We start from the raw sequence: 25,943 nt of genomic DNA, 5'->3' as shown, positions 1-25,943 counted from the left end.
ATACGCTATACCAAATAACAATACCGTAGAAATACGGGTAAGCGCGTTCATGCACCGAGCAGTCGCCCCAGACCAGATGCACCAGGCAGAGCCGGCCGGCGCCATCGACTTCGAGATGATATTCCAGCATGCGCCGGTCGGCATGTGCGTCTCGTCGAACCGCATCATCCAGTCCGGCAACGGGGCGCTGGCAGCGATGTTCGGCTATGCGCAGGGCGAACTGAACGGCCGCTCGTTCAGCGTGCTGTACCCGACCATGGACGAATTCCTGCGTACCGGCGACCGCATCGTCCCGATCATGAACGCCCGCGGCCGCTATTCCGACGAGCGCATCATGCGCCGCGCCACTGGCGAACTGTTCTGGTGCCACGTGACCGGCCGCGCGCTCGACCCGGGCCAGCCGCTGGGCGCTGGCGTGTGGACCTTCGAGGACCTGAGCGAGCGGCGGCCGGTGTCGGCCGAACTCACCCCGCGCGAGCGGGAGATCGCCGCGCTGCTGGTGGACGGCAAGACCAGCAAGATCATCGCACGCGAAATGGACCTCAGCCCGCGCACGGTGGAAATGCACCGGGCCAGCCTGATGCGCAAGTTTTCCGCTGCGACATCGTCCGAACTGGTCAACAAGCTGGTCGGCGCCCGTTGAACGGGGCCTCAGTGCCGGGAACCACGCCGCACCACGCTAATCGCACCCTCGCCTTCGATGTAGGCGATCTTGACCTCGTCCAGGCTGGTGATCTCCTGCTGCCGAAGCGAACTCATAAGCTCATCCTCGGTCAGGAATTCTCGCCGCATATTTCGCCGCAATAATTTCCCATCGCGAACCACCGGAATCGGCGGTGCCGACACCAGGCGTTCGATGAAGCGGAAGCGGTAGCTCGCAGCGTTCAGGACATAGTCCCAGAATACCAGTACGGCGATCAGGATCAGTCCTTCGGTCACCGATTCGTAGGCGCCGAAGGCATTCGACGCCGCGCCGGCGATCAGGAGCAGGAAAATCAGGTCGATCGTCGCCAGCTCTCCCCCGGTGCGGCGCGGCATCAGGCGCATCAGCACCAGGATCACCGCGTACAGTACCGAGGCACGTACGGCCAGTTCGGCGAGCGGCGTGTTTACTGCGAACATGGCAACCCAGTCAGGCTGGGCAATTCTCTCTATCATGGGCTTCTCCTGCCGGGGCGAACCGTGGCTCGGCACGCTCACAGGAGCTATTTAAGCAGTTGCCCGCGTCGGCGGGCGCAGGGCTCATCCATCCCGGCGTGACGGCGCGCCACCGGCGTCATTGCGGAACGGGGGCTGCGCTCAGGCGGCGAGGTCGACCAGGAGCGGCGTTGGCGCCGCCGCCAGGGGCCGTTCGCAGCAGAGCGCCACTTCGACGCCCTCATGGACGAAGGAATAGTCGGCGTCACTGTCGCAAGCGAGCTTGACGCGCGCCTCGTGCAGGCACCACAGGCGGTAGAACAGCGCCGTTCGCGCGCTGCCGCCGCAGGCGCGCAGCCGGGCAAGGTCGGCGCGCGCGAATACCTGCCCGGCCAGCGCGAGCACGTCGCGCGCAGGATCGATACGCTCGACATCGAGGCCGACCCGGGTAACGGTACTGGCGGCGCAGGCGACCAGTGGTCCGCTGTGCGAGATACTGAATCCGATGCGCGCATCGGGCGGATCGGCGAGCGCCGGGGCCTGGCCCGGCCGTTCCGCCAGGACGACCCGGTCCGGCGCCATGCCGAGCAGCCGGCCCAGCGCCAAGCGCAGCAAGGCCCTGCCCACGAGAAACTGGCGCCGCCGTTCTTCCCGGACAAAGCGTGCATGGCGCTCCCGCTCGGACGCGCTGAGCCAGCGGGCAAAATCCGCCAGGCGCGCGTCCGGGAGGTGCGCGATATCGGCAAGCCACACGAGCGTGCCGGTTGCAGCTTCCACGGGCGTCCCTGAGGTTTACTTGAACTTGACGAAATCGCCCTTGAGCGCGACGCCGGTCATCATTGCGCCGTCGTGGCACTCGAATTCGGTTTCGCTCGACATCTCGACGTTCTTGTAATTGCTCACGATGTTCACCACCGCGTCGGCGCCCAGTTCCTTGGCGCGCGCCTGCAGGCGCAGCATGGCCGACAGGAAGGCCCAGTTGCAGGCCTTCTCTGCGGTCTTGCCGAAGGAATTGGTCTTCTGGCTGGTCTGGTCGGTGGAGAGCTTCTGCGCGATCTTCGGCGTCTTCTGGGTGCCGAAGTAGAACTTGACGCTGTCGCCCAGGCGGTTCTGGGCGTCGTTGTCGGCCATGGCGGCGGCCAGCGGCAGCATCAGCTTGGTGTCGCGCGCCTGGGCCGGGGCGGTAGCGGCGATGGCGGCAGCGGCGAACGAGACGGTAACGGCGGCGTTCAGGAGTGTTTTGTTCATGTTTTTATTCCTCGACTAGTGGGAGATACGTGTTGGGTTGTTGATTACTTGCTTGCGATAGCCGCGTCGTCGGCGCCTGTCGGTCCACCGACCGCCTGCGTGTAATTCGCAATGATATAGTCGCTTGCAAGCTTCGTGACACGGGTCAGCATCAGGTTGTCCTGGACGCCAAGTGTAAATGCCCCGCTCATCGCATTCGCGCGCTGGAAGAACTCGGGCCTCGCGATGATATTGCCGGCCTGGTCACGGAAGGTCACGCGCATCAGCACGCCGGAACTGCCGGCCAGGGGGCCGAGCAGGACGCGCTTGGTGCTGCTCTTGAATGACATCTGTTCCACGACAGGTTCGATCGTCAGGGTGCGGCCGTTGTCGCGCGCCCTGTTCCACTGCTGCATCGGCTCGTGCAGGTTCTTCTCCAGGTTGCCCGCGATCTTGGCGAGCGCCCCGGCATCGCCATTCTGTCCTGGCGCGAAGCTGACTGGTTTCAGCACGATACGGCCATAGGCCGAAAAGGCCTCCCGCGGCGCCGGATTCTGGGCATCGGATGCCTTGATCCTGGTTGCGCAGGCGGTCATCAGCGGCAGCGTAAGGGCCACTGAAACCGCCAGTAGTGCACGGCGTTGCTTGTTCATCTAGTCTCCTGTAGATGGATGGTTACCGCTTGAAAATCAGCGACGTATTGATGCCGCCGAACGCAAAATTGTTGGTCATGACGTACTCGCAGTCGATCCGGCGGCCTTCGCCGCGGATGTAATCGAGCTCCCCGCAGGCCGGATCGACCGTGTCAAGGTTCAGGGTCGGCGCGAACCAGCCTTCGCGCATCATCTCGATGCTGATCCAGGCTTCCAGCGCGCCGCAGGCGCCCAGGGTGTGGCCCATGTAGCTCTTCAGGGAACTGATCGGCATGCGGCTGCCGAACAGCGCACTGGTGGCCTGGCTTTCCGCCAGGTCGCCCTGCTGGGTCGCGGTGCCGTGCGCGTTGACGTAGCCGATCGCATCCGGCGCCAGGCCGGCATCGTCGAGCGCCAATTCCATCGCCTTGCGCATCGTGGCCGCGTTCGGCTGGGTCACGTGGGTGCCATCGCTGTTGGTGCCGAAGCCGACCAGTTCCGCATACACGGTGGCGCCGCGCGCCAGCGCGTGCTCGCGCTCCTCGAGGATCAGGCAGCCGGCGCCTTCGCCGATCACCAGGCCGTCGCGCCCGGCGTCGAACGGCGACGGCGTGGCGCAGGGCCTGTCGTTGCGGGTACTGGTGGCAAACAGGGTGTCGAACACGGCGGCCTCGGTGGCGCACAGTTCCTCCGCGCCGCCGGCGACCATCGCCAGTTGCCTGCCGCTCTGGATCGCTTCGAACGCGTAGCCGATGCCCTGGCTGCCCGAGGTGCAGGCCGAGGACGTGGTGATCACGCGCCCGGTCAGGCCGAAGAACACCCCGATGTTGACCGGCGCCGTATGCGCCATCATCTTGATGTAGGTGGTCGCGTTGATGCCGCGCGTGGTGCGCTCCTCGATCATGCGGCCGAAGTCGCCGATCGCGCTCGGGGTGCCGGCCGAGGAGCCAAAGGAGACGCCCATCTGCCCGCTTGTGAGCAGCGGATGCGCGAGCAGACCGGCGTCTTCCAACGCCAGTTCGGTGGCGCGGGTCGCCAGCAGGGCCACGCGGCCCATGCTGCGGGTCGACTTGCGGTCGTAGCGGCGTGGCAGCTCGAAAGGCGCGGCCGGGGCGCCCAGCTGGGTGTTCAGGCCTTCGTAGCCGGCCCAGTCCTCCATGCGCACGATGGCATTGCGGTATTCGCCCAGGCGGGCACGGATCGTGGGCCAGTCGTTGCCCAAGGGGCTGATGCCGGCCATGCCGGTCACCACCACGCGGCGCTTGTTCTGCTGCGTCATGCCAGGCCTCCGTTGACCGACAGTACCTGGCGCGTCACGTAAGCCGCATCCTCGGACATCAGGTAGCTGACCGCGGCCGCCACTTCTTCCGGACGGCCGACGCGGCGCGCCGGCACCAGCTTCAGGGCCTCGTCCAGCGGCACCTCGGCCAGCATCTCGGTCTCGATCAGGCCGGGCGCGACGCAGTTTACGGTGATCTCGCGCTTGGCCAGTTCCAGCGCCAGTGCCTTGGTGGCGCCGATGATGCCGGCCTTGGCCGCGCTGTAGTTGACCTGGCCGCGGTTGCCGATCAGGCCCGAGACCGAGGCCATGGTCACGATGCGGCCCGGCTTCCTGCGCTGGACCATGGGCATGACGAGCGGGTTGAGGACGTTGAAGAAGCCGTCCAGGTTGGTGCCCAGTACCTGGTCCCACTCCTCGCCCGTCATGGCCGGGAAGGCGGTATCGCGCGCCACGCCGGCATTGCACACCACGCCGTAATAGCAGCCGTGCGCCTCGATGTCGGCCGCCAGGGCCTCGGCCGCGGTCTCGCGCGCGCCGATGTCGAACTGCAGCACGCGCGCCGCGCCGCCCGCCGCGACGATCTGGGCGGCGACCGTGTCGGCCTCCTCGCGCCGGCTGCGGCAGTGCACGACCACCTCGTAGCCGTCGCGCGCGAGCCGCAGTGCGATGGCCTTGCCGATGCCGCGCGACGACCCCGTCACCAGCACGCTCTTCTGGATACTACTCATTCTGGACTCCGTTGCAAAAACTCTTCTACATTGTTTGGCTGGAACACGGTGATGGTGGCGCTGGCCAGCGCGTTCCCGTCCGCGTCTGCGTCCGCGTCCGCGTCCAGGATGCGGCAATCGAAAGCGCCAAGGCCGTTCTCGCCCTGCAGCGCGCGCCGCACCTCGATGCGCAGGCGGCTGCCCACCGGGAAGGCCGCGACGCCGCAGGCATACTTGCGGCTGCCGAGCAGGAAGCCGACCCGCACGGGTTCGTCGCGCCGGCGTGCGCACCAGCCGGCATGGGCTGCCACTGCTTGTGCCATGTACTCGACGCCGACCCAGGCGCCGACCGCGCCGTCGACGCAGAACATGCTGTCCGGTCCGATGCGCACTTCGGCCGCCAGGCTTTCCTCATCCGCTTCCAGGAAGCGCCCGAGCAGCGACATCGCGCCGCCATGCGGCACCAGCGCGCGGATGTCGACCGCGCTCACCGGGTCCTCCCGAGCACCAGGCTGGCATTCGAGCCGCCGAAGGCGAAGGAATTGCTGAGCGCATAGCGGATCGGCCGGCCCAGGCGCGCGCCGGGCGCCGCCACGTTCAGGGCGGGCAGCGCCGGATCGGGCGCTCCGTTCCACAGGTGCGGCGGCAGCAGGCCTTCCGGGTTATCGTCCTGCATTGCCAGCCAGCAGAAGGCGGCTTCGATCGCGCCGGCGGCGCCCAGGGTGTGGCCGGTGAACGGCTTGGTCGAGCTTACCGCGAGCGCGTGCCCGAACAGGGCCTCGACGGCGCGCGACTCCATCGCGTCGTTCTGCACCGTCGCGGTGCCGTGCAGGTTGAGGTAGTCGACATCTCCCGGCGCGATGCCGGCGCGCGCCAGCGCTTCGCGCATGGCGATGCGCGCGCCTCCGCCTTCCGGATCGGGCGCCGACATGTGGTGCCCATCGGACGATTCGCCCCAGCCACACAGGGCCACGGCGGCCGGCTCGCGGCTCATCAGGAACAGGGCCGCGCCCTCGCCGATGTTGATCCCGTTGCGTCCTTCGCCCAGCGGATGGCAGCGCGTGCCGCTCACCGATTCGAGGGCGCCAAACCCCGCCACGGTGAAGCCGCACAGGGTATCGACGCCGCCCGTCACGACCGCGTCGCACAAGCCCATGCGGATCAGCCGCGCGGCGCTGGCCAGCGCCTTCGCGCTCGAGGAGCAGGCGCTCGAGTGGACATAGGCGGGGCCGGAGACGCCCAGCTCGCGCGCCAGCAGGTCGGCGCAGGAGCCCATCTCCTGCTGGCCGTAGTGGAAGCCTGGCGGCAGCGCGCCGCCGGCCTCGCGCGCCGCGATCGCGCTTTCGGTCTCGCCCACGCCCGAGGTGCTGGTGCCGAGCACGATGCCGACCCGGTGCGCGCCGTGGCGGGCGATGGCGGCGTCCACGCCAGGGCGGATCTGCATGAGTGCGGCCAGCGCGAGCGCGTTGTTGCGGCTGCGCAGCGGCAGCGGCAGGTGGCCTAGCGCGGGCAGCGCAGCCGTCACGCGGCCGAGCGGCAGCGCACGGCCGGGCGAGCAGGCATCCGAGACCTCCAGCCCGCTCCTGGCCTCCACCAGCAGGCGCTGGCGGATCGTCGCCAGGTCCTCGCCCAGGGCGCACACGAGTGCGCATTCATTCAGGTACAGCATGCCATCCTCATTCTGCCGACACCACGGTCAGCCGGTACTTGTAGCGCAGGTTGTCCAGCACCGCCCTGCCCTGCCAGCGCGGCGTGCCGCTGTAGGTGATGGTGGCGACCAGCTCGCCCTCGCGGCGCAGCGTGCGGCGCAGCCCCTGCTCATGGTCCTCGACCTGCCAGCCGGGCGGCAGCGCGGCGGCGATCGCCTCCACCGGCCACAGGGTCAGCTGCAGGTCTTCCAGCACGTCGGCCGCGCGCACCTGGCTGGGCAGCATCGGATGCCGCCATTCCGCCAGCTCGCGGCCGTCGAAATCGAGACTGAGCACGCGCATGCCGAGCGCCAGGCCGACCAGGCTGAGGCGCTCGGCATCGACTTCGAGCGCGGCGTCGAGGTCATTGGTCTTGCCTTCGCGCTCGACGGTCAGGTGCTGCTGCACACTGATGTTCGCGCCCAGCGCGGCCGGGGCCAGGCGCAGGCCCAGCCTGGCCGGCGCGGGCGGCGTGGCGGCGCAGGCCGCGAGCAGCAGCGCGGCGCCGAATACGCCGGCGCGGACAAGGGCGCGTTCAAGCCAGGACGGGCGAAGCATCGGTTTCCTCCTTGGCGACGGTGAAACAGGGGGCAAGCAGCCAGACCAGGGTGATCCCCGCCAGCATGGTGAGACCGAAGGCACGCAGGGCCGGCGTGCCGCTCAGGCCGAGCAGGCCGAAGGACAGGATGGTGCTGGCCGCGGACAGGCCCACTGCCAGCCAGGGCGCCGCATTGCCCTCCTCGCCCTCCTCGCCCTCCTCGCCCTCTCTGCCATCCCTGCCCTGCTCCTGCAGGAAGATGCCGTAGTCGACGCCGACGCCCAGCAGCAGCATCAGCGCCAGCACGTGGAACAGCTGCAGGCTCTGGCCGGCGAAGCCCAGCAGCGCCAGGCTCAGGAGGCTGGCAGCCGCGGTCGGGGCCAGCACGCGCCAGGTGCGGCCGCGGTAGCGCGGCAGCAGTACGGCGAACACCAGGGCATAGGCGCCCAGCACCACCCAGCCCATGTAGGCGCGGTAGCGGCCGAGCAGCTCCGAGATGCCGCCCACCTTGTCAACCCACTGCACCCCATCCAGGCCGTCGGCGGCGCGCGCCAGCGCCGGCAGCGCAGCGTAGCGCAGGCCGCGCAGGGCGACGATGCTGGCGACTTGTTGGCCCCCTGCGTCCGCCACGTCGCCGATCCACAGGTGGCGCCAGGGTTCGGCCGCCGGCGTGCGCAGGAAGGCCGCGAGTTCCATCGGCGCGGCCGTGCTGCGCAGGTGGGCCGCGGTGTCGGCGTACCAGCCGGCGTCCTCGCCCAGTTCGCGCGCCAGGGTGTCGAGCGGACCACCCGCTGCCAGGAGTTTGTCCTCGACCAGCTTCAGGCGCGCAGTCTGGGTCTGGCGCGAGGGCACCCAGTTCGACAGGGCCTGGTAGCCGGCGATGTCACGGCTTGCCACCAGCGCGTCGAGGCGGCGCTTGAGCGCTTCTTCGCGCTGCAAGACCTGTTCGGCCGTGGCGCCGCGCACCAGGTAATACTGCACCGGGCTGGGCGCGTCGAGCAGCTTGCCCAGCTTGATCTGGTCGCGCACCAGTTCGGGCGGCGAGGATTGCAGCGAGCGGATGTCGTCGTTGACCTGCAGGCGGCTCGCACCCAGCACCGCCAGGACGCCCAGCAGGGCCACGGTCAGCAGCGGCAGTAGGCTAGCGCCCACCCGCGGCCAGTGCTTGATGATGCCGCGGTAGCCGCGCGCCAGCGGCCCGGCGCGCAGCGTGTGGCCGTGCACCAGCGCCGGGAACCAGCACACCACGGTCAGCCAGGCGAACACCAGGCCGAGGCCGGAGAACACGGCCATGTGGCGCAGGCCAGGGAACGGGGTCAGCGCCAGGCCCATGTAGCCGATCACGGCGGCCAGCAGGGTCAGGCCCAGGCCCGGCAGCAGGCGGCGCAGCAGGCGCGGCGAATCGAGCGCCGGGTCGGCGCCCAGGCGGTGGCACAGGAAGTAGATGCCGTAGTCCTGGGCCACCCCGATCAGGCTGGCGCCGAATACGAGCGTGAGCAGATGGATGCGGCCGAACAGCAGCCAGCACAGCGAGAGCGCACCGAGAAAGCCGATGCCGATCGCCAGCACGGTGAGCGCGACCGGTTTCACCGAGCGGAAGGTCAGCCAGGTCAGCAGCACGATGCCGAGCAGGGAGCCAACCCCGATGGTATGGATCTCGCGGCTGGCCTGGGCACCGGCCGCGGCCGCGTGCAGCACCACGCCGGCCTTGACGATGTCGGCCGCCGGTACGGTGCGCTGGGCCGCCACGGTGGCTACGTCCAGCAGCGGCACCGCCGCCTGCTGGGCGGCCAGCGAAAAGGCCGGCTGTGCCAGCGTATAGGTCAGCAGCACATACTCGCGGCCTGCGCCGGCCACGAACAGCTCGCCGTCGCGCGGGCGCACCGGCGTCTCCCCTGCCCGCTCCTGGGCCCAGCCCGCGAACAGGCCAAAGGGATCGTCGCGGAAGGCGCCCAGCTTGGGACCGGAAAAGGCGCTGTACAGGCGCCCCATGGCCGCATCGACCCAGGCGCGCGGCGCTTCTCTGCGCAGCGCGCGCTCCTGCTCCGCACCCATCAACAGGGTCGCATGCGGCTGCAGGCTGGCCAGCCAGCTGGCCTGGGCTTCGTCGCTTGCCGCGTCCGGCTTCAGGACGCCCGCGTGCGGCGCCAGCGCAGCGCGGAAGGCCTGCGCCGCGCGCTGCGCTTCATCCCACTGCGTGGCGCCGACCAGCACCACCACGCGCTGCTGGGCGCTGTCGACCATGTGGGTGAAGGACTGCTGCAGCACCGGGTCGCGCTGCTCGGCCGGCAGCAGGGCCAGGATGTCGGTGTCGGGCGCGACGCGCTGGCCCAGCCACAGCCAGGCATTGTGGCCCAGCAGCAGGCAGACGACGAAGGCCCAGGCCAGGGCCAGGCGGCGCTGGAAGCTCACAGCAGGGCCGCCTCTTCCGGCAGGATCGCCTGCGGACCGGTCTTGAGTTCACTGAAGCCGATCTCGGTGCGGTCGCCGCCCGCGTCCAGCATGCGGATGCTGCGCACATAGGCGCCGCCCTCGAGCGAGATGGCGCCGACCGCGCGCGCCACCGCCGCGTTGCGCGCCTTGAGCGCGACCTTCCAGGTATCGCCGCTGACGCTGCCGTCGACCTCGAACAGGTTTTCCAGCTGGCCCAGGTCGCCGCCCAGCAGCGAGAACAGCACGCCGTTGATCATGCGCACGGTCGGTTCCTGGCTTGCATCCAGGCGCATCGCCACCCGTTCGCCCTGCATGTGGACGATTTCGTCGGGCTTCAGGCGCAGCGTATTCGGAAAGGGCTTCAGGGTTCGCCACAGCACGCCCTTGCCGGCCACGACGCAGAAGCGCCCGCTGGAGTTCAGGGCTTTCTTCATTCCCGCCAGCTGCTTGGTCTGCTCGAAGCGTCCGCACAGCTGGGCGGGCTTGGCCAGCATGGCCTGGATCTGGGCCACCGGAGCGGCGGCCTGCGCGCCGGCCGCGGCGCACAGGAACACGAAGGTGGACAGGATGCGTTTCATGGTGCGGGAACTCCGAGCTTGTCGAACAGGATGGGTGGCGAGGCGAAGCACATCTCGCCGGTCTTCAGGTCGACCGCTACCTGGGTGCTGGTGGCGCGGTTCAGACGCCGGCCGGTAGCGGCGTCGCTGACGGTATAGTCGATACGCAGGCGGTTCTCCCACTCCACGATCTCGGCGCGCAGCAGCAGGCGCTGGCCGAAGCTGGCCGGCGCGGCGTAGCGCAGGTTCATCTCGATGATCGGCCACATGTAGCCGGATGCGCGCATCTGGCCATAGTTGTAGCCGATCTTGTCGAGCAGGGCGCAGCGCGCGATCTCGAGGTACTTGACGTAGTTGCCGTGCCAGACGATCTCCATCGGATCGAGGTCGAAGAACTGCACCTGCACCTCGGTCTCCGCCCACCAGCGGCTGGGCGCCTTCTGCTTACGCATACAGGCTCCAGGCCTGGTCGCGGATGCGGCCCAGCAGCAGCTTCAGGTCCGGGTCGAGCCGGCGGTCTTCCTCGACCGGAGCGACGTCCTCGCCCAGCAGGGCCAGCATGCGTGCCAGCGGCGCCGGGAGGGCCTTGTCCGGATCGACGCGCTGGCGCAGCCAGGCGCCCTGGCGCACCGTGATCAGGAGCGCCGCGGCCACCTGTTCGCACAGTTCCAGCACGCGCAGGCAGTCACGCGCGGCGATCGTGCCCATGCTCACCTTGTCCTGGTTGTGGCACTCGGTCGAGCGCGAGAACACCGAGGCTGGCATGGTCAGCTTCAGCGCTTCCGCGGTCCAGGCCGAGGCGCTGATCTGCAAGGCCTTCAGGCCATGGCTGATCGGCGCGCGCGCCCCCGTCATGCCGGACAGGTTGGCCGGCAGGCCCGCGTTGTAGCGGCCGTCCACCAGCAGCGCCATCTGGCGGTCCAGCAGGTCGGCGATGTTGGCCACCGCGTTCTTCATGCCGTCCATGGCGAAGGCGATGTGGCCGCCGTAGAAGTGGCCGCCGTGCAGCACACGCTCGCCCTCGGCGTCGATGATCGGATTGTCGTTGGCGCTGTTCAGTTCGTTCTCGATGCAGTCGCGGAAGAAGGGCAAGGCATCGGCCAGCACCCCGATCACGTGCGGCGCGCAGCGGATCGAGTAGCGGTCCTGCAGGCGCTTGCCGTTGCGCTCGAGCTGGCCGGCGTATTCCAGGTCCTGGCGCAGCCAGGCCGCCACGCCCTGCATGCCGGCGTGCGGCTTGACCGAGAACAGGGTCTCGTCGAAATGGTGGTCGTTGCCGTCCAGGGCGAAGGACGCCAGCGCCGTGATGCGGGTCGCCAGGCGCGCCAGGTAGGCGGCGCGGTCGTAGGCCAGGCAAGCCAGGCCGGTCATGACGGCGGTGCCGTTCATGATCGCCAGGCCCTCCTTCGGGCGCAGGCGCAGCGGCGCAATGCCGGCTTCCCGCAGGGCCTGGGCGGCCGGCACGGGCACGCCGTCGCGCAGCACTTCACGTTCGCCGCACAGCACGGCGGCCAGGTAGGACAGCGGGGTGAGGTCGCCGCTGGCCCCGACCGAGCCTTCGCTCGGGATCAGGGGCAGCAGGCCGGCGTCGAACAGGCGCACGATCTGTTCCAGCAGGCCGACGCTCACGCCCGAGAAGCCTTTCGACAGCGAAGCCAGGCGCGCGGCCATCACGGCGCGGGTCTGCCCCGGGTCGAGGTAGGTGCCCAGGCCGCAGCCATGGTAGGTGTAAAGGTGGTGCGGCAGCTCCGCTACCAGCTCGAGCGGCACCGCCACCGTGCACGAGTCGCCGTAGCCGGTGGTCACGCCATAGATGGTGCCGTCCTCGCGCAGCAGGCGGTCGAGGAAGTCGGCGCCTTTCGCGATGGCGGCGCGAAAGGCCGGGTCGTCGGACAGCACCGGGCGCGCCGCGCCGCGCGCGATGGCGACGATGTCTTCCAGGGCGAGGCGCTCGCGGTCGAAGCGCACGCTGCGCGCGGAAGTGGTCAGGTCAGTGAGCTGCATGGGCTGGTTCCGGTTCAGGGTGATGCCAAAAATCGTAGAAGTTGAACCACTCCAGCGGCGCGCGCCGGGCGTGGTATTCGAGGCGGGCGGCGTAGTCGCCCGCCAGTTCGGCGAGCGCGGCCTCGCGCCCGCGCCGCGGCAGGCTGACCGATTCGCGCAAACGCTCGAAGTGGATCTCGTAGCCGGAGCCCTGGCGCGTCGCGAACATCGCGTACAGCGGGCAGCCCAGCACCGAGGCCATCACGTAGGGGCCGACCGGGAAGGCGGCCGGCTCGCCCAGGAAGGGCGCGAGCGCCACGCGCGGGCTGTGCGATACCGGCACCCGGTCGCCGGCGATGACGACGAACTCGCCGCGCCCGATGCGCTCGGACAGCTGCATGGCCGTGGCCGGGTTGATGTCGGTCACCTGCATCAGGTTCAGCTGGCTGCGCGGATCGAGCCGGGCCAGCATCGTATTGAAGGCCTGGGCATGGCGGGTATGCACCAGCACCGTGATCCTCAAGCCCGGCACCTCCAGCGACAGCGCGCGGCTCAGGTCCAGGTTGCCCAGGTGGGAGCAGACCAGCAGCGCCCCCTTGCCTTCGCGGATGCGCTGCAGCAGCGGCTCGGCACCAAGCACGCGCACGCGCGACCAGTCGAACAGGCCACCCCACAGCAGCATCTTGTCAAGGATCGCCTCGGCGAATGCGCCGAAGTGGCGCAGCACGCCGAGCAGGCCGGTGCGGGCGCCGACGCGCCGCAGATAGTCGTTCGAGACGCGACGCGCGCGTGGCTGGGCCAGCACGTACCAGAACAGCACCGGCACCAGCAACAGGCGGAAGGGCCAGCGGCCGAACACCCGGCACACCCAGAACAGCAGGCGCATGCCGGCCACGAAGCTGGCCTCGTTGATGGCCGCCCAGTGGCGCGCCTCGGGCGCGGCGTTCATCCGCGCCATGAACGCACCAGCAGCATCGGGATGCGCGGCAGCATGCCGAAGAACAGCGCCACGTGCAGGCGCGTGATCAGGACGTTGTCGGTCCAGGCCTTGAAGTGCGACACGCCGTCCTCGGGGTAGCCGACCGCCGTCGGCAGGTTGACCACCCGCAGCCCATCCCAGTACAGGCGCACCAGGATCTCGATGTCGAAGTTCATGCGCAGGCCGAGCCGGCGGCGCGCCGCCAGCGCCAGCACCGGCGCGACCGGATAGACGCGGAAGCCGCACATCGAATCGCGGATCGCCAGCGACAGGGTATTGATCCAGACCCAGACGTGGGTCAGGTAGCGCGCGTACAGGCGCAGCGCCGGCACCGATTCGTCGTATACCGGACAGCCGGCCACCACCGCACCGGGCTGGGCGCGCGCCGCCGCCAGGAAGCGCGGGATGTCGGCCACCTTGTGCTGGCCGTCGGCGTCCACCTGCAGGACGTGGCTGTAGCCTTCCTGCCGTGCACGGCGAAAGCCCGTCAGCACCGCCCCGCCCTTGCCCTGGTTATGGGCATGGCGTTCCAGCACCACCCGGCCCGGGTGGGCGGCGACGAGCGCGTCCAGCGCCGCGGCGCAGGCGGCGCTGCTGCCGTCGTCGACCAGGATGCAGGGCAGGTCGTGGCCGAGCACCTGGGCCACGACCTTGCCGATCGCATGCTCGTGGTTGTACACCGGGATCACCACGCAGGGGTGGAACACAGTCATGCCGCCCTCACGCCTTCTCGAAGCGCAGCAGCGAATGGCAATAGCCGATGCCGTCGCGCGTGGTCACCAGGCGCAGGCCGGCCGCTTCGGCCAGGCGCACGTAGTCGGCGCTCTCGTAGACCTTGCTGTTGCCGCTGGCGATCGCCGTGAAATAGGGCGAGGTGTTGATCAGGCAGTAGGCAGCGATGTCGTAGCGCTGGCGGTCCCAGAAGGTGTCCAGCACCAGCACCTGGCCGCGCGGCCCGAGTGCTTCGGCCACGCGCCGGAAGATGCTGGCGATGGCGGCTTCCGAGAAGCAGCTCAGGAACTGGCTCATCCAGATCAGGTCCATGTCGCCCGGCAGCGCGGCGCCATCGTCCAGCAGGTTGGTCGGGTGCAGGGTGGCGCGCTCGCGCAGGCCCGCCGCACGCAGCTTCTCGTCGGCCACCGCCAGCTGGCCCGGCAGGTCCACCAGGTGCAGCGTCACGCGCTCGTTGGCGCCCAGCGCCGCCAGCGTGAACTTGCCGGTGTTGGCACCGATGTCCATCACGCGCCGCGGGCTGGTGGCGAACACGTCCGGCAGGATGTCCGGGAACGAGGTGTCCGAATAATAGTGGTCGAAGGCGAACCAGCTGCTGCGCGCCGGCTCCGGCAGCTGGGCCAGGCCTTCGTAGACCGTCGGCCAGTCGCCGAACACCTTCAGGCCGAGCGGCTGCCCGGCGTCGAGCGAGGCGTCGAGCGCGAACAGGGCCTGGTAGCAGACGTCGTGGTTGAAGTCGATGTTGACCTGGGTGATCGGGTCGGTCAGCACCACGAAGCCGGCCTTGTCCAGCACGTAGCGCCCCTCTTCCAGGTAGACCACGCCGGCCGACAGGCAGGTTTCCAGCACCAGCTTGAGCGCGTACGGAGTCCAGCGCCCGGTCGCCGCCAGCTCCTCCACCGAGACGCCGGCCGCGCCGGCATCGGCGATCGCCTGCAGCATCCCGCGCTTCCAGGCATGGCGCACGCACTGGAACACGACCGGTCCGAAGGCGATCTTCTGGGCCTCGAAGCGGGCGTCGAAGGCGCGCTGGCCGGGGGGCGAAAATTTCTTGCTCATGGTATTCGTGGTGCTCATGGAGATCCCAACAGGATGCGGCCGCTGGCATGGGCGCCGGCGGCGGAGAAATAACGGAAATGCAGCTGGTCCTTGGCCGCGTCGTGCACCAGCTCGAGCGATACCGGCTGTTCGGGCCGGATCATCTGCTGGAATTTCAGGGCGTTGATGCCGCCGAAGCCGGGGCCGAGGCCCAGGTACTCGCGCCCGTAGCGGATCGCCCAGTCCACCTGCACCACGCCCGGCAGCACCGGGGCGACGTCGAAGTGGCCGTCGAAGTACAGCAGGTCCGCCGGCACCACCACTTCCAGCAGCACGCGTCCAGGTGCCTGCTCCAGCACGCGCAGGGCGGGTGCACGCGGACGCCCGGCGGGCGGCTCCAGCAGGGACAGCAGCTGGGCCTGGGTGGTCTTGCCCTGGGCGTTGACGGGCAGCTGCTCCAGGTAGCGCCAGCGGCGCGGCAGGGCCACCGCTTCCAGGCTGCTGCCCAGGGCCGCGCGCAGCTGCCGGCTCAGGGCCGCGCTCCCCGCGCCCTCGATGACGGCCTGCCCCGCCTGGCTCGGCACCACGAAGGCGGCCAGCACCTGGCGCCCGGGCGCCGGCACCGCCAGCACGCGCGCCTCGCGCGCCATGCCGCTCGCGCACAGCGCCGCTTCGACGGCATCCAGCGAAATGCGTTTTTCTTCGATCTTGACGATGCGGTCGGCCCGTCCGCACAGCACGAAGTGGCCGTCGCCAAGATCCTCGGCACGGTCGGCCAGGCCGAGCCAATCATCGCCAGGTACGCCGGCATGGGGCGACTGCACTGCCAGCAGTCCGCCCTGATCGACCCGCCAGCGCACCCCGGGCAGCGCCCGCCAGGCGTCGGCGGCTGCGCCCTCGCCGCGCTGGCGCCATGCCACGCCGCCGGTCTCGGAACTGCCATACACCTCGATTGGCGCCTGGCCCAGCAGCGCCTGGGCGTGGCGGGCCGCTTCCGCTTCCAGCATGCCGCCCGAGGAGAACACGGCGCGCAACTGGGCCGCCGCCCCGCGCCAGTCCAGGTGCTCCGGCAGGCGCTTCAGGTGGGCCGGGCTGGCCAGCAGCACGGCCGGCCCCTGGGCCAGCGCGGGGGCCAGAGTTTCCGGAAATTCGTGGCGCAGCGCGTGCACCGGCCGGCCGGCGGCCAGCGGCCACAGCACGCGGAACAGCAGGCCATAGATGTGCTGGTGCGAGACGGTCGACAGGATCGCCGCCGTTCCCAGGCGCGCGCCGAACTGCGCCTCCAGTGCGGCGACTTCGCCGGTCAGCTGGGACAGGCGCTTCGGAATGGGCACCGGCGTGCCGGTACTGCCCGAGGTGAACACCACCAGCGCCGAAAAGCCGGCGCCGGGCGGCGTCCACGCGCCCTGCCAGTCGTCATCGGCGTCCGGCATGCGGGGTGCGCAGCCGGCCGGGAACTGGCCCCAGAACGCGCCGGCCTTCGCCGCCAGCGCGGCGCAGGTCGCGGGCAGCACGTCGGCGCCCAGCCACACGGTCTTACCGGACAACCAGGCGCCCAGCAGGGCCGCGGCGAACTCCAGGCTGTCGTCGTGGTACAGCGCGACCTGGAGCGCGTCGGTGCGCCGGCCGAGCGCGGCCCAGGCGCGGATCCGCGCCAGCAGCGCGCCGTGCGCAAACGCTTCGCCGGCGCGCCAGCCGGCGACAGTGACAGGCGAACGGGTGGCAAGGGCGTGGAAAAGCTCAGGCATGGTGCAAGCGCTTGACGCGCATCCGCAGCAGGTATTCGCCAGCGAACATCAATCCCATCAGGAGATAGGCGATGACGCCGTTGTACAGCGACCAGGCGGCCTCGCTCGCGAACAGCGCCGTCCACAGGGCGATGCCGCCGTTGATGGCGAAGAACAGGCACCAGGCCTGGGTCACGCGGCGGGTGTAGGCGACGGCCGCCGGCGGCAGCTCCGCTTCGCGCAGGCGCGCGAAGCGTTCCACCATCGGCATCCCGGACAGCAGGCTGGCGCCGAAGGCGGCCAGCAGCGCGGCGTTCACCAGCACTGGATACAGCTTGAGCGGCAGCACGGCGTTGGTGGCGACCGCCGCCGCCACCAGCAGCAGCGCGCCACCCGCGCTCCAGCGCGCCGCGGCGCTGATGCGCAGTGCCGGCAGGCGGGTAGCCGCGGCCAGCAGCAGCAGGCCGGCCAGCCAGCGCGGCTCGACGCTGCCGTGGCCGAACCAGATCGCCAGCGGGTACAGCAGCGTCAGCGCGGCCGCGAGGACATTCCAGATCACCGCGTCAGGCCGCCTGCTCTTCGGCCAGGCCGGCCAGCGCGCCCACCACGTCGTCGATGGTGCGGATGGTCTTGAACACTTCCGGCTGCAGGCGCTTGCCGGTCATCTGCTTGAGCTTGACCGCCAGGTCGACCGCGTCGATGCTGTCGATGTCGAGGTCGGCGTACAGGTTCGATGCCGGGGTGAGGCTGTCGCGTTCGAGTTCGAACATCTCCGCCAGCAGGTCGGCGACCCAGGTGAACAGCTGATCGCGGTTCATGTCGTGAATGCTTACCATGGCCACTCCTTACTTCTTGCGATTGGTTTCGATCATCGCCGCGAGCGCGCGCACCGAGGCGAAATGGCGGCGCGTTTCCTGCGATTCGGCCGACAGCGTGATGCCGTAGCGCTTCTGCAGCGCGACGCCGATCTCCAGCGCGTCGATCGAGTCCAGGCCCAGGCCTTCCACGAACAGTGGCGCCTCGCTGTCGATGTCTTCCGGGGTGATGTCCTCGAGCTGGAGGACATCGATGATCAAGCCCTTGACTTCCTGTTCAAGCATGGTGCTGGCCTTCTTTCATAAAAAACTGTTGCAGGTATTCGGTGAGGCGGCGCGCCGCCACCACGTCGCTGGTCGCGCCGGCGCGGTACTGGTCGACGCCGATGTCGTCCCTGACCTCGATGTGGAAATGGGCCTGGCGCGGCGGTACGTGCCACCATTTATCGCCCTTGCCAAGCGTCGGCGGCTCGCAGCGGATCACCACCGGGGTGATCGGACGGGCGCCGCGCACGGCGACGTTGGCGGCGCCGCGCTTGAGTTCCGTGGCGCCGCCACGCGGGGTGCGGGTGCCTTCCGGGAAGATGATCAGGTTGCCGCCCGCGCGCAGCGAAGCGATGCAGTCGTCCACCAGCTGCGGCCCGCGGTCGTTGCAGATATAGCCCGCCGCGCGCACCGGTCCGCGTGTAAACGGGTTGTTCCATAGGGCGCCCTTGACGATGCAGTCGGCGTTCGGCACGAAGGCGATCAGGAATACGGTGTCGATCAGGGTCGGATGGTTGGCCAGGATCAGCTGCCCCTCGCGCGCCAGTTTATCCAGTCCGCGCACCTCGTAGCGCAGCACGCCCAGGCCGCGCATGATGCCGACGAAGGCCCGGAAGCTGGCCCGGATGGTGGCGCGCGCGGCGCGCCGGCGTGCGCCCGGTTCGCGCACGCACAGGGCCAGCAGCGGAAATACGATCACGCGCAGGAACAGGCCGCCCAGGCCGAACAGCGCGAAACTCAGCCCGGTGGCGAGCACGCGCCAGGCATGGGAGAGCCTAGTCCGCATGGCGGCTCCAGGTCCAGCGCTTGCCGCCGGCGCTGCGCGCCAGCGTATCGGCTGCGCCATGCTGGAAGCGCAGCAGGGCGAGACCGCCCGGCATGCCCATGGCCTCTTCCTTCTGTTCGTCGACGCAGGCACGCCAGGACAGGCGCAGGCGCTCGCCGGCGCCGGCCGCGGTCATGGCCCAGGCAAAGGCGAAAGGCTGCTCCTCGCAATCCTCGAACTGGCGCAGTCCGTCGGGCAGTACCGTGTCGCAGGCGACCAGCAGCACGGTCGGCGCGCCGTCCGCCAGCTGGCCGCAGGCCTCGATCACGGCATGCTCGATGGTCGCGGCGCCGCCGGCCAGGGCGACGTGGTTGGCCCGGTCCGCGCGCGCGATCGAAAACAGGCCGGCGCTCGCGTTGTGCACGGCCAGGCCGAAGGCGGTGGGCGAGAGCGGCTCGCCGCGTGCCAGTTCGGCCAGCAGGTCGACCGCCCGGCCCACTTCCCCATGGCGCGAGCAGAACACGGTGGGCACGCCGAGCTGCCCATCCAGGCATTCGTAGGCGACTTCCAGCGCCATACGGCCGAGAAAGCCGGCGCGGCGGCGCAGCATAGCCGGCATCGCGGCCACTTTCGGCTCTTCCGTAGGCGCCAGCGGCCATGGCTCGCGTGCCCATTCCCGCCAGCGCGCGGTCGTGGCCAGGCCGGGTGCCCACGCGGCCTGGCGCGCAATGGAGAAGTCGACGTGGGATTCGGACATGGATGCTACGGTTGACGATGGGCGCGCGGCGCGGCGCGGGAAAATGTTGAGCAGAATTATAATCGCACGACTTGCTTTGTAGGAACAAGCCGACATGCAGACCCCGTTTTACAACAGTGGGGGACTGGCGAGGCGACGGCGAAAGGCGGGATGATGCCATAGAGGCGCCCTCCGGAATCTCGCACATTGTCACGCGCGCCGGGAGATCGGCGGCGTTTGGAGCGGCCTCAACGATAGAGCAGCGTTGTAGGCTACGGACTACACGACTGCCGCGCTACTCCCGAAAGCAATAGGGGGATGGAGGGCCGCGTAGGGCCGCTCCCGATGGCCGACCGCGGGTGCTTATTGCGCCGTCATGCCGTCGTCGGCCGTGATGACGGCGCCATTGATGAAATGGGCTTCGTCCGCGGCCAGCAGCAGGAGCAGGCCGTCGAGGTCCTCCGGCCGCCCGGCGCGCTTGCGCGGCAGCATGTCGATCAGCTTGCGGCCCTGCTCGGTGTCGAAGTAGTCCTCGTTCATCTCGGTGGCGATGTAGCCGGGGCAGATGGCGTTGACGTTGATGCCGTACTTGCCCCACTCGACCGCCATCGCCTTGGTCATCTGCACCACGCCCGCCTTGCTCATGCAGTAGACGCCGATCTGGGGCAGCACGCGCAGCCCGGCCACCGAGGCGATGTTGACGATGCGGTGCTGCTTGCGCGGATCGCCCTTGGCGCGCTGGATCATGCGCTTGGCGGTCTGCTGGGCCACGAAGAAGGCGCCGCGCAGGTTGGTGTCCATGATGTAGTTGTAGTCGTCCTCAGTGACATCGAGCAGGCGCTGGGTGCTGGAGACACCCGAGTTGTTCACCAGGATGTCGATCGGACCTGCCTCGGTCTCGGCATGGGCGATGGCGGCCTTGATCGAGCCCAGGTCGGTGACGTCGAGCCGCACCACGTGGGCGGCGCCGCCGTCGGCCTCGATCTCGGCGCGCAGTTCCTTCAGGCGCTCGACACGGCGCGAGGCCAGCACCACCTGCGCGCCGGCGCCGGCCAGCGCCTTCGCGAAACGCGCCCCGAGCCCGCTCGACGCGCCGGTGACCATGGCGATTTTTCCTTCGTAATTGACTTCGATGCCCACGTCCCGCTCCCCTTCCCGGCTTGCTTGCGAAGCCATCATGATTACACAAATCACCAGTATTAGATTGCCGCATCTAATAATGTCCGTAAAATGGCGGCCAACATTGCATTCAGCAGTAAAAAAGTGCACACTCGTGCTTAAATTTTCACTTTCTTATTAAAATATCCATGACCGAGCCAACCAATATCCTCGAACAATACGGACCGCGTGAAGCGATGGAATACGACGTGGTCATCGTCGGCGGCGGCCCTGCCGGCCTGTCCGCGGCGATCCGGCTCAAGCAGCTGGCGACGGAACAAGGACGGGAGGTCTCGGTCTGCGTGCTCGAGAAAGGCGGCGAACTGGGCGCCCATATCCTGTCCGGCGCCGTGATGGACCCGATCGCGCTCAACGAGCTGATCCCCGACTGGAAGGAAAAAGGCGCGCCGCTGAACACCCCGGTCACCGAGGACCAGGTGCTGTTCCTGACCGAGACCAAGGCCATCCGCACGCCGAACTTCATGGTCCCGAAGATGCTGACCAACCACGGCAACTACGTGATTTCGCTGGCTAACGTGACCCGCTGGCTGGGCCAGCAGGCGGAAAGCCTGGGCGTGGAGATCTTCCCGGGCTTCCCGGCGGCCGAAGTGCTGTACAACGAAGACGGTTCGGTCAAGGGTGTCGCCACCGGTAACATGGGCGTCAAGCGCGACGGCGAGCCGGGCCCGGACTTCCAGCTCGGCATGGAGCTGCACGCCAAGTACACCCTGTTCGCGGAAGGCTCGCGCGGCCACCTGGGCAAGGGGCTGATGGCCAAGTACGACCTGAACAAGGGCAAGGATCCGCAGACCTACGGCATCGGCATCAAGGAACTGTGGGAGATCGACCCGGCCATGCACAAGCCGGGCCTGGTGGTGCACACCGCTGGCTGGCCGCTCGACAACGACACCTACGGTGGCTCCTTCCTCTATCACCTGGAGAACAACCAGGTGGTAGTGGGCTTCGTGGTCGGCCTGGCATACCAGAACCCCTACCTGTCGCCCTACGAGGAATTCCAGCGCTACAAGACGCACCCGGAAATCCGCAAGTACTTCGAAGGCGGCAAGCGCATCTCGTATGGCGCGCGCGCCATCACCGCAGGGGGTTTGCAGTCCTTGCCGAAGACCGTGTTCCCGGGCGGCGCCCTGATCGGCTGCGACGCCGGTTTCCTGAACACCAGCCGCATCAAGGGCAGCCACGCGGCGATCAAGACCGGCATGCTGGCGGCCGAGGCCGCTTTCGCGGCCCTGGGCGAGGGCCGCCAGCACGACGAACTGGCGTCCTACCCGGCAGCGTTCGAGAAGAGCTGGCTGCATGAGGAACTGCACGTGGCGCGCAACTTCAAGCCGTGGATGAGCAAGGGCCTGTACATTGGCACCATCATGACTGGCATCGACCAGATCCTGTTCCGCGGCAAGGCGCCCTGGACGCTGCACCACCAGCATGCCGACCACGAATGCCTGAAGCCGGCTTCCCAGTTCCAGCCGATCGCCTATCCGAAGCCGGACGGCAAGCTGACCTTCGATCGCCTGTCCTCGGTGTTCATCTCGAACACCAACCATGCCGAAGACCAGCCGATCCACCTGACGCTGAAGAATCCGAGCATTCCGGTGGACGTCAACCTGGCCAAGTACGCCGGACCGGAACAGCGCTACTGCCCGGCGGGCGTGTACGAGTTCGTCAAGACCGACGAGGGCAAGGACCGCCTGCAGATCAACGCCCAGAACTGCGTGCACTGCAAGACCTGCGACATCAAGGACCCGACCCAGAACATCGTCTGGGTGACGCCGGAAGGCGGCGGCGGTCCGAACTACCCGAACATGTAAGCGGGATGCGCGCCCTTTCCTCGCGGCTGGCGCTGCTGGTGCTGCCGCTGGCCTGCACGGGCGCCGCGCAGGCGGCCGACGACGGCCTGCGCGCGGCGGTGCTGCTCGACCACCTGCACGGCATCGATGCCGGCGTGACCTACCTGAAGGCAAGCGGCCAGGAGCTCAAGCTCGACGTCCTCCTGCCCGACGAGCCCGGCACGAAACCGCGCCCGGTGGTGCTGCGCTTCCACGGCGGCGGCTGGGTCGCGGGCAGCCGCGAAAGCTCGGCCCTGTCGGCCCTGCCCTGGATGCAGATGGGCTTCACGGTGGTGAACGTCAGCTACCGGCTGGCGGACACCGCGCCCGCGCCGGCCGCCGTCGAGGACACGCTGTGCGCGCTGCAATGGGTGGGCCGGAACGCGAAGAAATACCATTTCGACCTGGAGCGGGTGGTCACCACCGGCAATTCGGCTGGCGGCCACCTGGCGCTGGCCACCGCCATGCTGCCCGTCGACTCGCCCTTCACCCACCAGTGCGCGGCCAACGAACCGGGCTGGTCCGGACCGTACCGGAACGCGGCGCCGAAGGTGGCGGCGGTGGTCAACTGGTTCGGCATCACCGACGTCGCCGACATGCTGCAGGGCCCGAACCAGCGCTCGTACGCGGTGGCCTGGTTCGGCAGCATGCCGGACCCGGGCCGGGAACGGCTGGCGCGCGCGGTGTCGCCGCTGAACCAGGTACGCGCCGGCGGTCCGCCGGTGTTCACCATCCATGGCGACGCCGACCCCATGGTGCCTTATGCGCACGCCTTGCGCCTGAAGGCGGCACTGGACAAGGTGGGGGTCAGGAACGTCCTGCATACCATCCCGGGTGGGGGGCACGGCGGCTTCACGGGCGAGCAGCAGCTTGCCGCTTTCGAGGCGGCGCGCAGCTTCCTGCGCAGCCTGGGCATCGTTCCCGCGCAGCCCTGAGCGCCTGCCTGGCACGGAAAGGGCTAGCATGGGGCTTCTACCATAGCCGGGAGGCAGCCATGCCTGAAAACAAGGATTCCGAACGCAGCCTGAGTGACGTCCAGCTGGACGATTTCGACGTCAAGCGCCAGCGCGAGCGCCTCGAGCGCAGCCGCGCTGACAACCAGCAGTCAGACCACACGAAACAGCCCCAGCAACCTGGTCCTGGCACGCGCCAGGGTGAAGCTGGATCTTCGTGATTTACTGATGACTTTGTGCGAGCCGTCCTACGGTGGTACGTCCCCGAGTCCGATTGCCGCAGCTGGTGAGAGGACTAAGATAGTCCCTACATCGACTCGTCAAGGAGACCGACATGGGTGAAAACAAAGGACATGGCATCAAGGGCCCGCGTCACGACAACGACATGGAAGACCTGGGTGCAAGCCAGCAGCAAGGCAACATGCAATCGGGACGCCAATCGGGCAACATGCAGTCTGGGCAACAACAGGGCAGCCAGCAATCCGGCCAACAGTCCAGCCAACAATCTGGACAGCAGCAGCAAGGCAGTCAGCAGTCGGGCCGGCAGCAAGGCAGCCAGCAATCAGGACAGCAATCAGGACAGCAACAAGGTCAGCAACAAGGTCAGCAGCAACGGGGAAGCCAGCAGTCCGGGCGCCAGGATAGCCAGCAGTCGGGTGGCCAGCATGCATCCGGCGGCACACCGGCACTGGACGACCTGGGTTCGCGCCAGGGTGAATCCGCCAAGGATGCATCGCAGGCATGGAGCCAGGACAACAGCAGCGACAAGCAACGCGGCAATCGTTGAGCCGGAATCCTCGGTAGCACCGGGAAGCCAGCCTTCCCACCCGTAGCACCAACACGCACCGCCCGGGCCTGCGCCTGCGCGGTGCGCGTTCACATGCCTGCCCAGCCTGCCCGTGCGACCTCTCCTACGCGAACTCTGCCTGGACGCCGATTGCCGATTCCGGCACGCGGCATAAAATAGTCGCTCGACCATCCACGACGAGGAGACGAATATGGAACAGCAAAAACAATCGCAACCGGACAATGCTACCAAGGACCCGAGCAAGGACCTGGTCTCCGCAGCCGGACAAGGGCAGCGCGAGGGCAACCAGCAGTCCGGCATGCAGCAGCAAGGAAACCAACAGCAGGGCAACCAACAACAGGGTAGCCAGCAGCAGGGTAGCCAGCAGCAGGGAGGTGGCCAGCATGCTTCCGGCGGCACCCCTGCGCTCGACGACCTCGACGGACAGCGCCAGGGAGAGAGCGCGCAGCAGGCTTCGGAAGCGTTCAAACAAGGCCAGGACAGCAAGCGCTGATCCTCGCGCGGCACCGGGCCGCGCTCAGGGCGTAGCCTGGTTCCTCGCCGCCAGCCCGGGCATGCGCTGCCGCGCAGCAGCCTGCGCCGTCATGGCGGCGGACGGCTGGCGTCCATCCCGAACCACTTCATCGACAGTGCCTTCAGGCTGCCGTCCGCGCCGGCATCGAGCAGGATGCGGTCGAGCGCAGCCTTAAGTTCCGGGTTCCCCTTGCGCATCGCGATACCCATGCGCTCGGCCGCGCCAACCCGCGCGCCGGCCTTGATCGGCAAGGCCGAATGCTTCAGCAGGTAGGCGGCCATCAGGCTGTCGTTGAGCGCCGCATCGATGCGACCGAAGGCCAGGTCCTGCAGGTTCTCCGGTGTCGCCGGATAGCTCCTCACCACGATCCCCGGTACCGCCCGGGCCTGCTGCTCGAACACGCTCCCCTGTCCCACCCCGACTGTCCTGCCCTTCAGGTCATTCAGGCTGGCGTAGCTGGCGCGGTCATTGCGCCGCACGATCAGTTGTGGATAAGAATAGGTGTACGGACGCGAAAAATCGAAAGCCTGTTCGCGCTGCGCCGTGATGCCGACCTGGCTGACGATCACGTCGTACTTCCCGGCGGCCAGCCCGGGCAGGATCGCTGCCCATTCGGTGGTGACGAATTCCGGGCGCACACCCAGCCTGCCCGCGACCAGGCGCGCGACGTCGACGTCGTAGCCGGCCGGCTGGCCGGTCTTCGCATGCAGAAAATTGAAGGGCGGGTAGCTGCCTTCGAGCGCGATACGCAGCGTTCCGCGCGCCTTGAGCTCGGCGAGCAGGTCGGCCGCCGCCGCGCTGGGAGCCAGCGACGCCAGCACTCCGAACATCGCGACCAGTCCGAGTGCGAACACGCCGCGGCGCGCCGCACTTTGCCTATGCCTGTCCATCGCATCTCCCGGTCCTGGTCGAGCTGAGCGTATCGCCGAAACCCGGGCAGGCGGGAAGCACCGGCCAGCGCAGGCGCCGGCTCATTGCCCGGCGCGGCGGGCGCGCGCGCCGAACGGATGGCCAGTGACCAGGGTGGTACTCGCCACCAGGCTCGACAGGCCGAGGATCAGCTCCACCAGCTTGTCGTCGGAAAGGATCCAGACCTGGCCACGCGGCGCCTCGGCCCCGGTGGCGGCCTGGATCAGGGGTCCGATCCAGTCGGCGTCCGGTTCGACGTCGAGCAGCACGGCGTCGTCCGTCGTCGCCATATAGACGTTTCCGCCTTCGGCCAGCGTGAAGCAGATGCCGACCCCGGTCTCGGTTGGCTTGACCAGTTCCTGCAAGGCGCGGTTGTGCTCGTCGATCCAGAGTTCGACGTCCTGCGGGGTCTCGAGTGCGGTCCAGGGGCGGGGGCGGAAGCGGGGCGGGGTATCGGGTGGCAGGTTCATGTGGGCAGCAATTGCGAAGCGAGCCATATTTTACGGGATATTGCGC

General features: G+C 68.6%; 31 protein-coding genes. 6 read left to right on the top strand and 25 right to left on the bottom strand.

The features are described from left to right. Positions 1-49: 49 nt before the first annotated feature. A complete protein-coding gene (locus LE190_RS05510) occupies positions 50-643 on the top strand; it encodes a LuxR C-terminal-related transcriptional regulator (protein ID WP_225237740.1) in 594 nt (197 codons plus the stop codon). 8 nt (positions 644-651) lie between these two features. Here the strand turns inward: LE190_RS05510 and LE190_RS05505 are convergent, their stop codons facing one another. The 23 genes from LE190_RS05505 to LE190_RS05395 all read right to left on the bottom strand — a co-directional run bounded on the left by LE190_RS05505 (position 652) and on the right by LE190_RS05395 (position 20,417). Then, positions 652-1,158 carry a DUF421 domain-containing protein gene (locus LE190_RS05505; RefSeq protein ID WP_225237739.1) on the bottom strand — a complete coding sequence of 169 codons (507 nt, stop codon included), beginning with the start codon at positions 1,156-1,158 and terminating at the stop codon, positions 652-654. Positions 1,159-1,299: 141 nt separating this feature from the next. After that, positions 1,300-1,890, bottom strand: a complete 591-nt coding sequence (locus LE190_RS05500) for a 4'-phosphopantetheinyl transferase family protein (RefSeq protein ID WP_225237738.1) — start codon at positions 1,888-1,890, stop codon at positions 1,300-1,302. Between the two features lie 39 nt (positions 1,891-1,929). Further along, positions 1,930-2,385 (bottom strand): excinuclease ATPase subunit, encoded by a 456-nt coding sequence (locus tag LE190_RS05495; RefSeq protein WP_225237737.1) that lies wholly within the window; start codon positions 2,383-2,385, stop codon positions 1,930-1,932. A gap of 44 nt (positions 2,386-2,429) precedes the next feature. Further along, positions 2,430-3,017: a hypothetical protein gene (locus LE190_RS05490; protein WP_225237736.1), complete on the bottom strand. Its 588-nt coding sequence runs from the start codon at positions 3,015-3,017 to the stop codon at positions 2,430-2,432. A 22-nt stretch (positions 3,018-3,039) separates the two neighbouring features. After that, positions 3,040-4,275, bottom strand: a complete 1,236-nt coding sequence (locus LE190_RS05485) for a beta-ketoacyl-ACP synthase (RefSeq protein WP_225237735.1) — start codon at positions 4,273-4,275, stop codon at positions 3,040-3,042. After that, positions 4,272-5,006 (bottom strand): 3-oxoacyl-ACP reductase FabG, encoded by a 735-nt coding sequence (fabG, locus tag LE190_RS05480; protein WP_225237734.1) that lies wholly within the window; start codon positions 5,004-5,006, stop codon positions 4,272-4,274. Before fabG ends, LE190_RS05485 begins: the two co-directional genes overlap by 4 nt. After that, complete coding sequence (locus LE190_RS05475) at positions 5,003-5,476, bottom strand: hotdog family protein (protein WP_225237733.1); 474 nt, start codon at positions 5,474-5,476, stop codon at positions 5,003-5,005. The genes fabG and LE190_RS05475 overlap by 4 nt, the downstream gene beginning before the upstream one ends. Next, entirely contained in the window at positions 5,473-6,654 is a 1,182-nt protein-coding gene (locus LE190_RS05470) for a beta-ketoacyl-ACP synthase (RefSeq protein ID WP_225237732.1), read from the bottom strand. Before LE190_RS05470 ends, LE190_RS05475 begins: the two co-directional genes overlap by 4 nt. A gap of 7 nt (positions 6,655-6,661) precedes the next feature. Then, positions 6,662-7,231 (bottom strand): DUF3261 domain-containing protein, encoded by a 570-nt coding sequence (locus LE190_RS05465; RefSeq protein ID WP_225237731.1) that lies wholly within the window; start codon positions 7,229-7,231, stop codon positions 6,662-6,664. After that, positions 7,209-9,623, bottom strand: coding sequence for an MMPL family transporter (locus LE190_RS05460; RefSeq protein ID WP_225237730.1), 2,415 nt, complete (start codon positions 9,621-9,623; stop codon positions 7,209-7,211). Before LE190_RS05460 ends, LE190_RS05465 begins: the two co-directional genes overlap by 23 nt. Next, the gene (locus LE190_RS05455; RefSeq protein ID WP_225237729.1) at positions 9,620-10,222 is read right to left on the bottom strand and encodes an outer membrane lipoprotein carrier protein LolA; all 603 of its coding nucleotides are present in this window, start codon (positions 10,220-10,222) and stop codon (positions 9,620-9,622) included. Before LE190_RS05455 ends, LE190_RS05460 begins: the two co-directional genes overlap by 4 nt. After that, complete coding sequence (locus LE190_RS05450) at positions 10,219-10,653, bottom strand: acyl-CoA thioesterase (protein ID WP_225237728.1); 435 nt, start codon at positions 10,651-10,653, stop codon at positions 10,219-10,221. Before LE190_RS05450 ends, LE190_RS05455 begins: the two co-directional genes overlap by 4 nt. Further along, the gene (locus tag LE190_RS05445) at positions 10,646-12,205 is read right to left on the bottom strand and encodes an HAL/PAL/TAL family ammonia-lyase (protein ID WP_225237727.1); all 1,560 of its coding nucleotides are present in this window, start codon (positions 12,203-12,205) and stop codon (positions 10,646-10,648) included. The genes LE190_RS05450 and LE190_RS05445 overlap by 8 nt, the downstream gene beginning before the upstream one ends. Beyond that, complete coding sequence (locus tag LE190_RS05440) at positions 12,192-13,142, bottom strand: lysophospholipid acyltransferase family protein (RefSeq protein ID WP_439847462.1); 951 nt, start codon at positions 13,140-13,142, stop codon at positions 12,192-12,194. The genes LE190_RS05445 and LE190_RS05440 overlap by 14 nt, the downstream gene beginning before the upstream one ends. Beyond that, the gene (locus LE190_RS05435; RefSeq protein WP_225237726.1) at positions 13,130-13,876 is read right to left on the bottom strand and encodes a glycosyltransferase family 2 protein; all 747 of its coding nucleotides are present in this window, start codon (positions 13,874-13,876) and stop codon (positions 13,130-13,132) included. Before LE190_RS05435 ends, LE190_RS05440 begins: the two co-directional genes overlap by 13 nt. 7 nt (positions 13,877-13,883) lie before the next feature. After that, a complete protein-coding gene (locus LE190_RS05430; RefSeq protein WP_225237725.1) occupies positions 13,884-14,972 on the bottom strand; it encodes a class I SAM-dependent methyltransferase in 1,089 nt (362 codons plus the stop codon). After that, positions 14,969-16,681: an ApeI family dehydratase gene (locus LE190_RS05425; protein ID WP_225237724.1), complete on the bottom strand. Its 1,713-nt coding sequence runs from the start codon at positions 16,679-16,681 to the stop codon at positions 14,969-14,971. Before LE190_RS05425 ends, LE190_RS05430 begins: the two co-directional genes overlap by 4 nt. Continuing rightward, positions 16,674-17,219 (bottom strand): COG4648 family protein, encoded by a 546-nt coding sequence (locus LE190_RS05420; RefSeq protein ID WP_225237723.1) that lies wholly within the window; start codon positions 17,217-17,219, stop codon positions 16,674-16,676. Before LE190_RS05420 ends, LE190_RS05425 begins: the two co-directional genes overlap by 8 nt. Before the next feature lie 4 nt (positions 17,220-17,223). Beyond that, a complete protein-coding gene (locus LE190_RS05415) occupies positions 17,224-17,478 on the bottom strand; it encodes an acyl carrier protein (RefSeq protein WP_225237722.1) in 255 nt (84 codons plus the stop codon). Between the two features lie 27 nt (positions 17,479-17,505). Further along, positions 17,506-17,760, bottom strand: a complete 255-nt coding sequence (locus LE190_RS05410) for a phosphopantetheine-binding protein (RefSeq protein WP_225237721.1) — start codon at positions 17,758-17,760, stop codon at positions 17,506-17,508. Continuing rightward, positions 17,753-18,526 carry a lysophospholipid acyltransferase family protein gene (locus LE190_RS05405; protein WP_225237720.1) on the bottom strand — a complete coding sequence of 258 codons (774 nt, stop codon included), beginning with the start codon at positions 18,524-18,526 and terminating at the stop codon, positions 17,753-17,755. The genes LE190_RS05410 and LE190_RS05405 overlap by 8 nt, the downstream gene beginning before the upstream one ends. Next, positions 18,516-19,262 (bottom strand): beta-ketoacyl synthase chain length factor, encoded by a 747-nt coding sequence (locus LE190_RS05400; RefSeq protein ID WP_225237719.1) that lies wholly within the window; start codon positions 19,260-19,262, stop codon positions 18,516-18,518. Before LE190_RS05400 ends, LE190_RS05405 begins: the two co-directional genes overlap by 11 nt. Positions 19,263-19,604: 342 nt before the next feature. Next, positions 19,605-20,417 (bottom strand): SDR family oxidoreductase, encoded by an 813-nt coding sequence (locus LE190_RS05395; RefSeq protein WP_229516977.1) that lies wholly within the window; start codon positions 20,415-20,417, stop codon positions 19,605-19,607. A 131-nt stretch (positions 20,418-20,548) separates the two neighbouring features. Between LE190_RS05395 and LE190_RS05390 the strand changes: the two genes are divergently transcribed. The 5 genes from LE190_RS05390 (at position 20,549) to LE190_RS05370 (ending at position 24,497) form a co-directional block, all read left to right on the top strand. Beyond that, positions 20,549-22,225 (top strand): electron transfer flavoprotein-ubiquinone oxidoreductase, encoded by a 1,677-nt coding sequence (locus LE190_RS05390; RefSeq protein ID WP_225237717.1) that lies wholly within the window; start codon positions 20,549-20,551, stop codon positions 22,223-22,225. 5 nt (positions 22,226-22,230) lie between these two features. After that, positions 22,231-23,178: an alpha/beta hydrolase gene (locus LE190_RS05385; RefSeq protein ID WP_225237716.1), complete on the top strand. Its 948-nt coding sequence runs from the start codon at positions 22,231-22,233 to the stop codon at positions 23,176-23,178. A gap of 59 nt (positions 23,179-23,237) precedes the next feature. Beyond that, a complete protein-coding gene (locus LE190_RS05380; protein ID WP_225237715.1) occupies positions 23,238-23,417 on the top strand; it encodes a hypothetical protein in 180 nt (59 codons plus the stop codon). Positions 23,418-23,530: 113 nt separating this feature from the next. Continuing rightward, positions 23,531-23,983 (top strand): hypothetical protein, encoded by a 453-nt coding sequence (locus LE190_RS05375; RefSeq protein ID WP_225237714.1) that lies wholly within the window; start codon positions 23,531-23,533, stop codon positions 23,981-23,983. A gap of 211 nt (positions 23,984-24,194) precedes the next feature. Beyond that, positions 24,195-24,497, top strand: a complete 303-nt coding sequence (locus LE190_RS05370) for a hypothetical protein (RefSeq protein WP_225237713.1) — start codon at positions 24,195-24,197, stop codon at positions 24,495-24,497. An 89-nt stretch (positions 24,498-24,586) separates the two neighbouring features. Here LE190_RS05370 and LE190_RS05365 read toward each other — a convergent pair whose 3' ends face one another. Together LE190_RS05365 and LE190_RS05360 are read right to left on the bottom strand one after the other, a co-directional pair. Beyond that, complete coding sequence (locus LE190_RS05365; protein ID WP_225238059.1) at positions 24,587-25,348, bottom strand: transporter substrate-binding domain-containing protein; 762 nt, start codon at positions 25,346-25,348, stop codon at positions 24,587-24,589. A gap of 141 nt (positions 25,349-25,489) precedes the next feature. After that, positions 25,490-25,897: a hypothetical protein gene (locus LE190_RS05360; RefSeq protein ID WP_225237712.1), complete on the bottom strand. Its 408-nt coding sequence runs from the start codon at positions 25,895-25,897 to the stop codon at positions 25,490-25,492. Positions 25,898-25,943: the final 46 nt, after the last annotated feature.

The sequence above is a fragment of the Massilia hydrophila genome, from assembly GCF_020208145.1.
GTDB lineage: Bacteria > Pseudomonadota > Gammaproteobacteria > Burkholderiales > Burkholderiaceae_D > Telluria > Telluria hydrophila.
This window is presented reverse-complemented; position numbering and strand designations above follow the sequence as displayed.

Coding starts and splice junctions, on each gene's coding strand:
- LE190_RS05510 (WP_225237740.1), top strand. CDS start 50: ATGCACCGAGCAGTCGCCCCAGACCAGATGCACCAGGCAGAGCCGGCC.
- LE190_RS05505 (WP_225237739.1), bottom strand. CDS start 1,158: ATGATAGAGAGAATTGCCCAGCCTGACTGGGTTGCCATGTTCGCAGTA.
- LE190_RS05495 (WP_225237737.1), bottom strand. CDS start 2,385: ATGAACAAAACACTCCTGAACGCCGCCGTTACCGTCTCGTTCGCCGCT.
- LE190_RS05490 (WP_225237736.1), bottom strand. CDS start 3,017: ATGAACAAGCAACGCCGTGCACTACTGGCGGTTTCAGTGGCCCTTACG.
- LE190_RS05485 (WP_225237735.1), bottom strand. CDS start 4,275: ATGACGCAGCAGAACAAGCGCCGCGTGGTGGTGACCGGCATGGCCGGC.
- fabG (WP_225237734.1), bottom strand. CDS start 5,006: ATGAGTAGTATCCAGAAGAGCGTGCTGGTGACGGGGTCGTCGCGCGGC.
- LE190_RS05470 (WP_225237732.1), bottom strand. CDS start 6,654: ATGCTGTACCTGAATGAATGCGCACTCGTGTGCGCCCTGGGCGAGGAC.
- LE190_RS05465 (WP_225237731.1), bottom strand. CDS start 7,231: ATGCTTCGCCCGTCCTGGCTTGAACGCGCCCTTGTCCGCGCCGGCGTA.
- LE190_RS05455 (WP_225237729.1), bottom strand. CDS start 10,222: ATGAAACGCATCCTGTCCACCTTCGTGTTCCTGTGCGCCGCGGCCGGC.
- LE190_RS05450 (WP_225237728.1), bottom strand. CDS start 10,653: ATGCGTAAGCAGAAGGCGCCCAGCCGCTGGTGGGCGGAGACCGAGGTG.
- LE190_RS05445 (WP_225237727.1), bottom strand. CDS start 12,205: ATGCAGCTCACTGACCTGACCACTTCCGCGCGCAGCGTGCGCTTCGAC.
- LE190_RS05440 (WP_439847462.1), bottom strand. CDS start 13,142: ATGGCGCGGATGAACGCCGCGCCCGAGGCGCGCCACTGGGCGGCCATC.
- LE190_RS05435 (WP_225237726.1), bottom strand. CDS start 13,876: ATGACTGTGTTCCACCCCTGCGTGGTGATCCCGGTGTACAACCACGAG.
- LE190_RS05430 (WP_225237725.1), bottom strand. CDS start 14,972: ATGAGCACCACGAATACCATGAGCAAGAAATTTTCGCCCCCCGGCCAG.
- LE190_RS05425 (WP_225237724.1), bottom strand. CDS start 16,681: ATGCCTGAGCTTTTCCACGCCCTTGCCACCCGTTCGCCTGTCACTGTC.
- LE190_RS05415 (WP_225237722.1), bottom strand. CDS start 17,478: ATGAACCGCGATCAGCTGTTCACCTGGGTCGCCGACCTGCTGGCGGAG.
- LE190_RS05410 (WP_225237721.1), bottom strand. CDS start 17,760: ATGCTTGAACAGGAAGTCAAGGGCTTGATCATCGATGTCCTCCAGCTC.
- LE190_RS05405 (WP_225237720.1), bottom strand. CDS start 18,526: ATGCGGACTAGGCTCTCCCATGCCTGGCGCGTGCTCGCCACCGGGCTG.
- LE190_RS05400 (WP_225237719.1), bottom strand. CDS start 19,262: ATGTCCGAATCCCACGTCGACTTCTCCATTGCGCGCCAGGCCGCGTGG.
- LE190_RS05395 (WP_229516977.1), bottom strand. CDS start 20,417: ATGGCTTCGCAAGCAAGCCGGGAAGGGGAGCGGGACGTGGGCATCGAA.
- LE190_RS05390 (WP_225237717.1), top strand. CDS start 20,549: ATGACCGAGCCAACCAATATCCTCGAACAATACGGACCGCGTGAAGCG.
- LE190_RS05385 (WP_225237716.1), top strand. CDS start 22,231: ATGCGCGCCCTTTCCTCGCGGCTGGCGCTGCTGGTGCTGCCGCTGGCC.
- LE190_RS05380 (WP_225237715.1), top strand. CDS start 23,238: ATGCCTGAAAACAAGGATTCCGAACGCAGCCTGAGTGACGTCCAGCTG.
- LE190_RS05375 (WP_225237714.1), top strand. CDS start 23,531: ATGGGTGAAAACAAAGGACATGGCATCAAGGGCCCGCGTCACGACAAC.
- LE190_RS05370 (WP_225237713.1), top strand. CDS start 24,195: ATGGAACAGCAAAAACAATCGCAACCGGACAATGCTACCAAGGACCCG.
- LE190_RS05365 (WP_225238059.1), bottom strand. CDS start 25,348: ATGTTCGGAGTGCTGGCGTCGCTGGCTCCCAGCGCGGCGGCGGCCGAC.
- LE190_RS05360 (WP_225237712.1), bottom strand. CDS start 25,897: ATGAACCTGCCACCCGATACCCCGCCCCGCTTCCGCCCCCGCCCCTGG.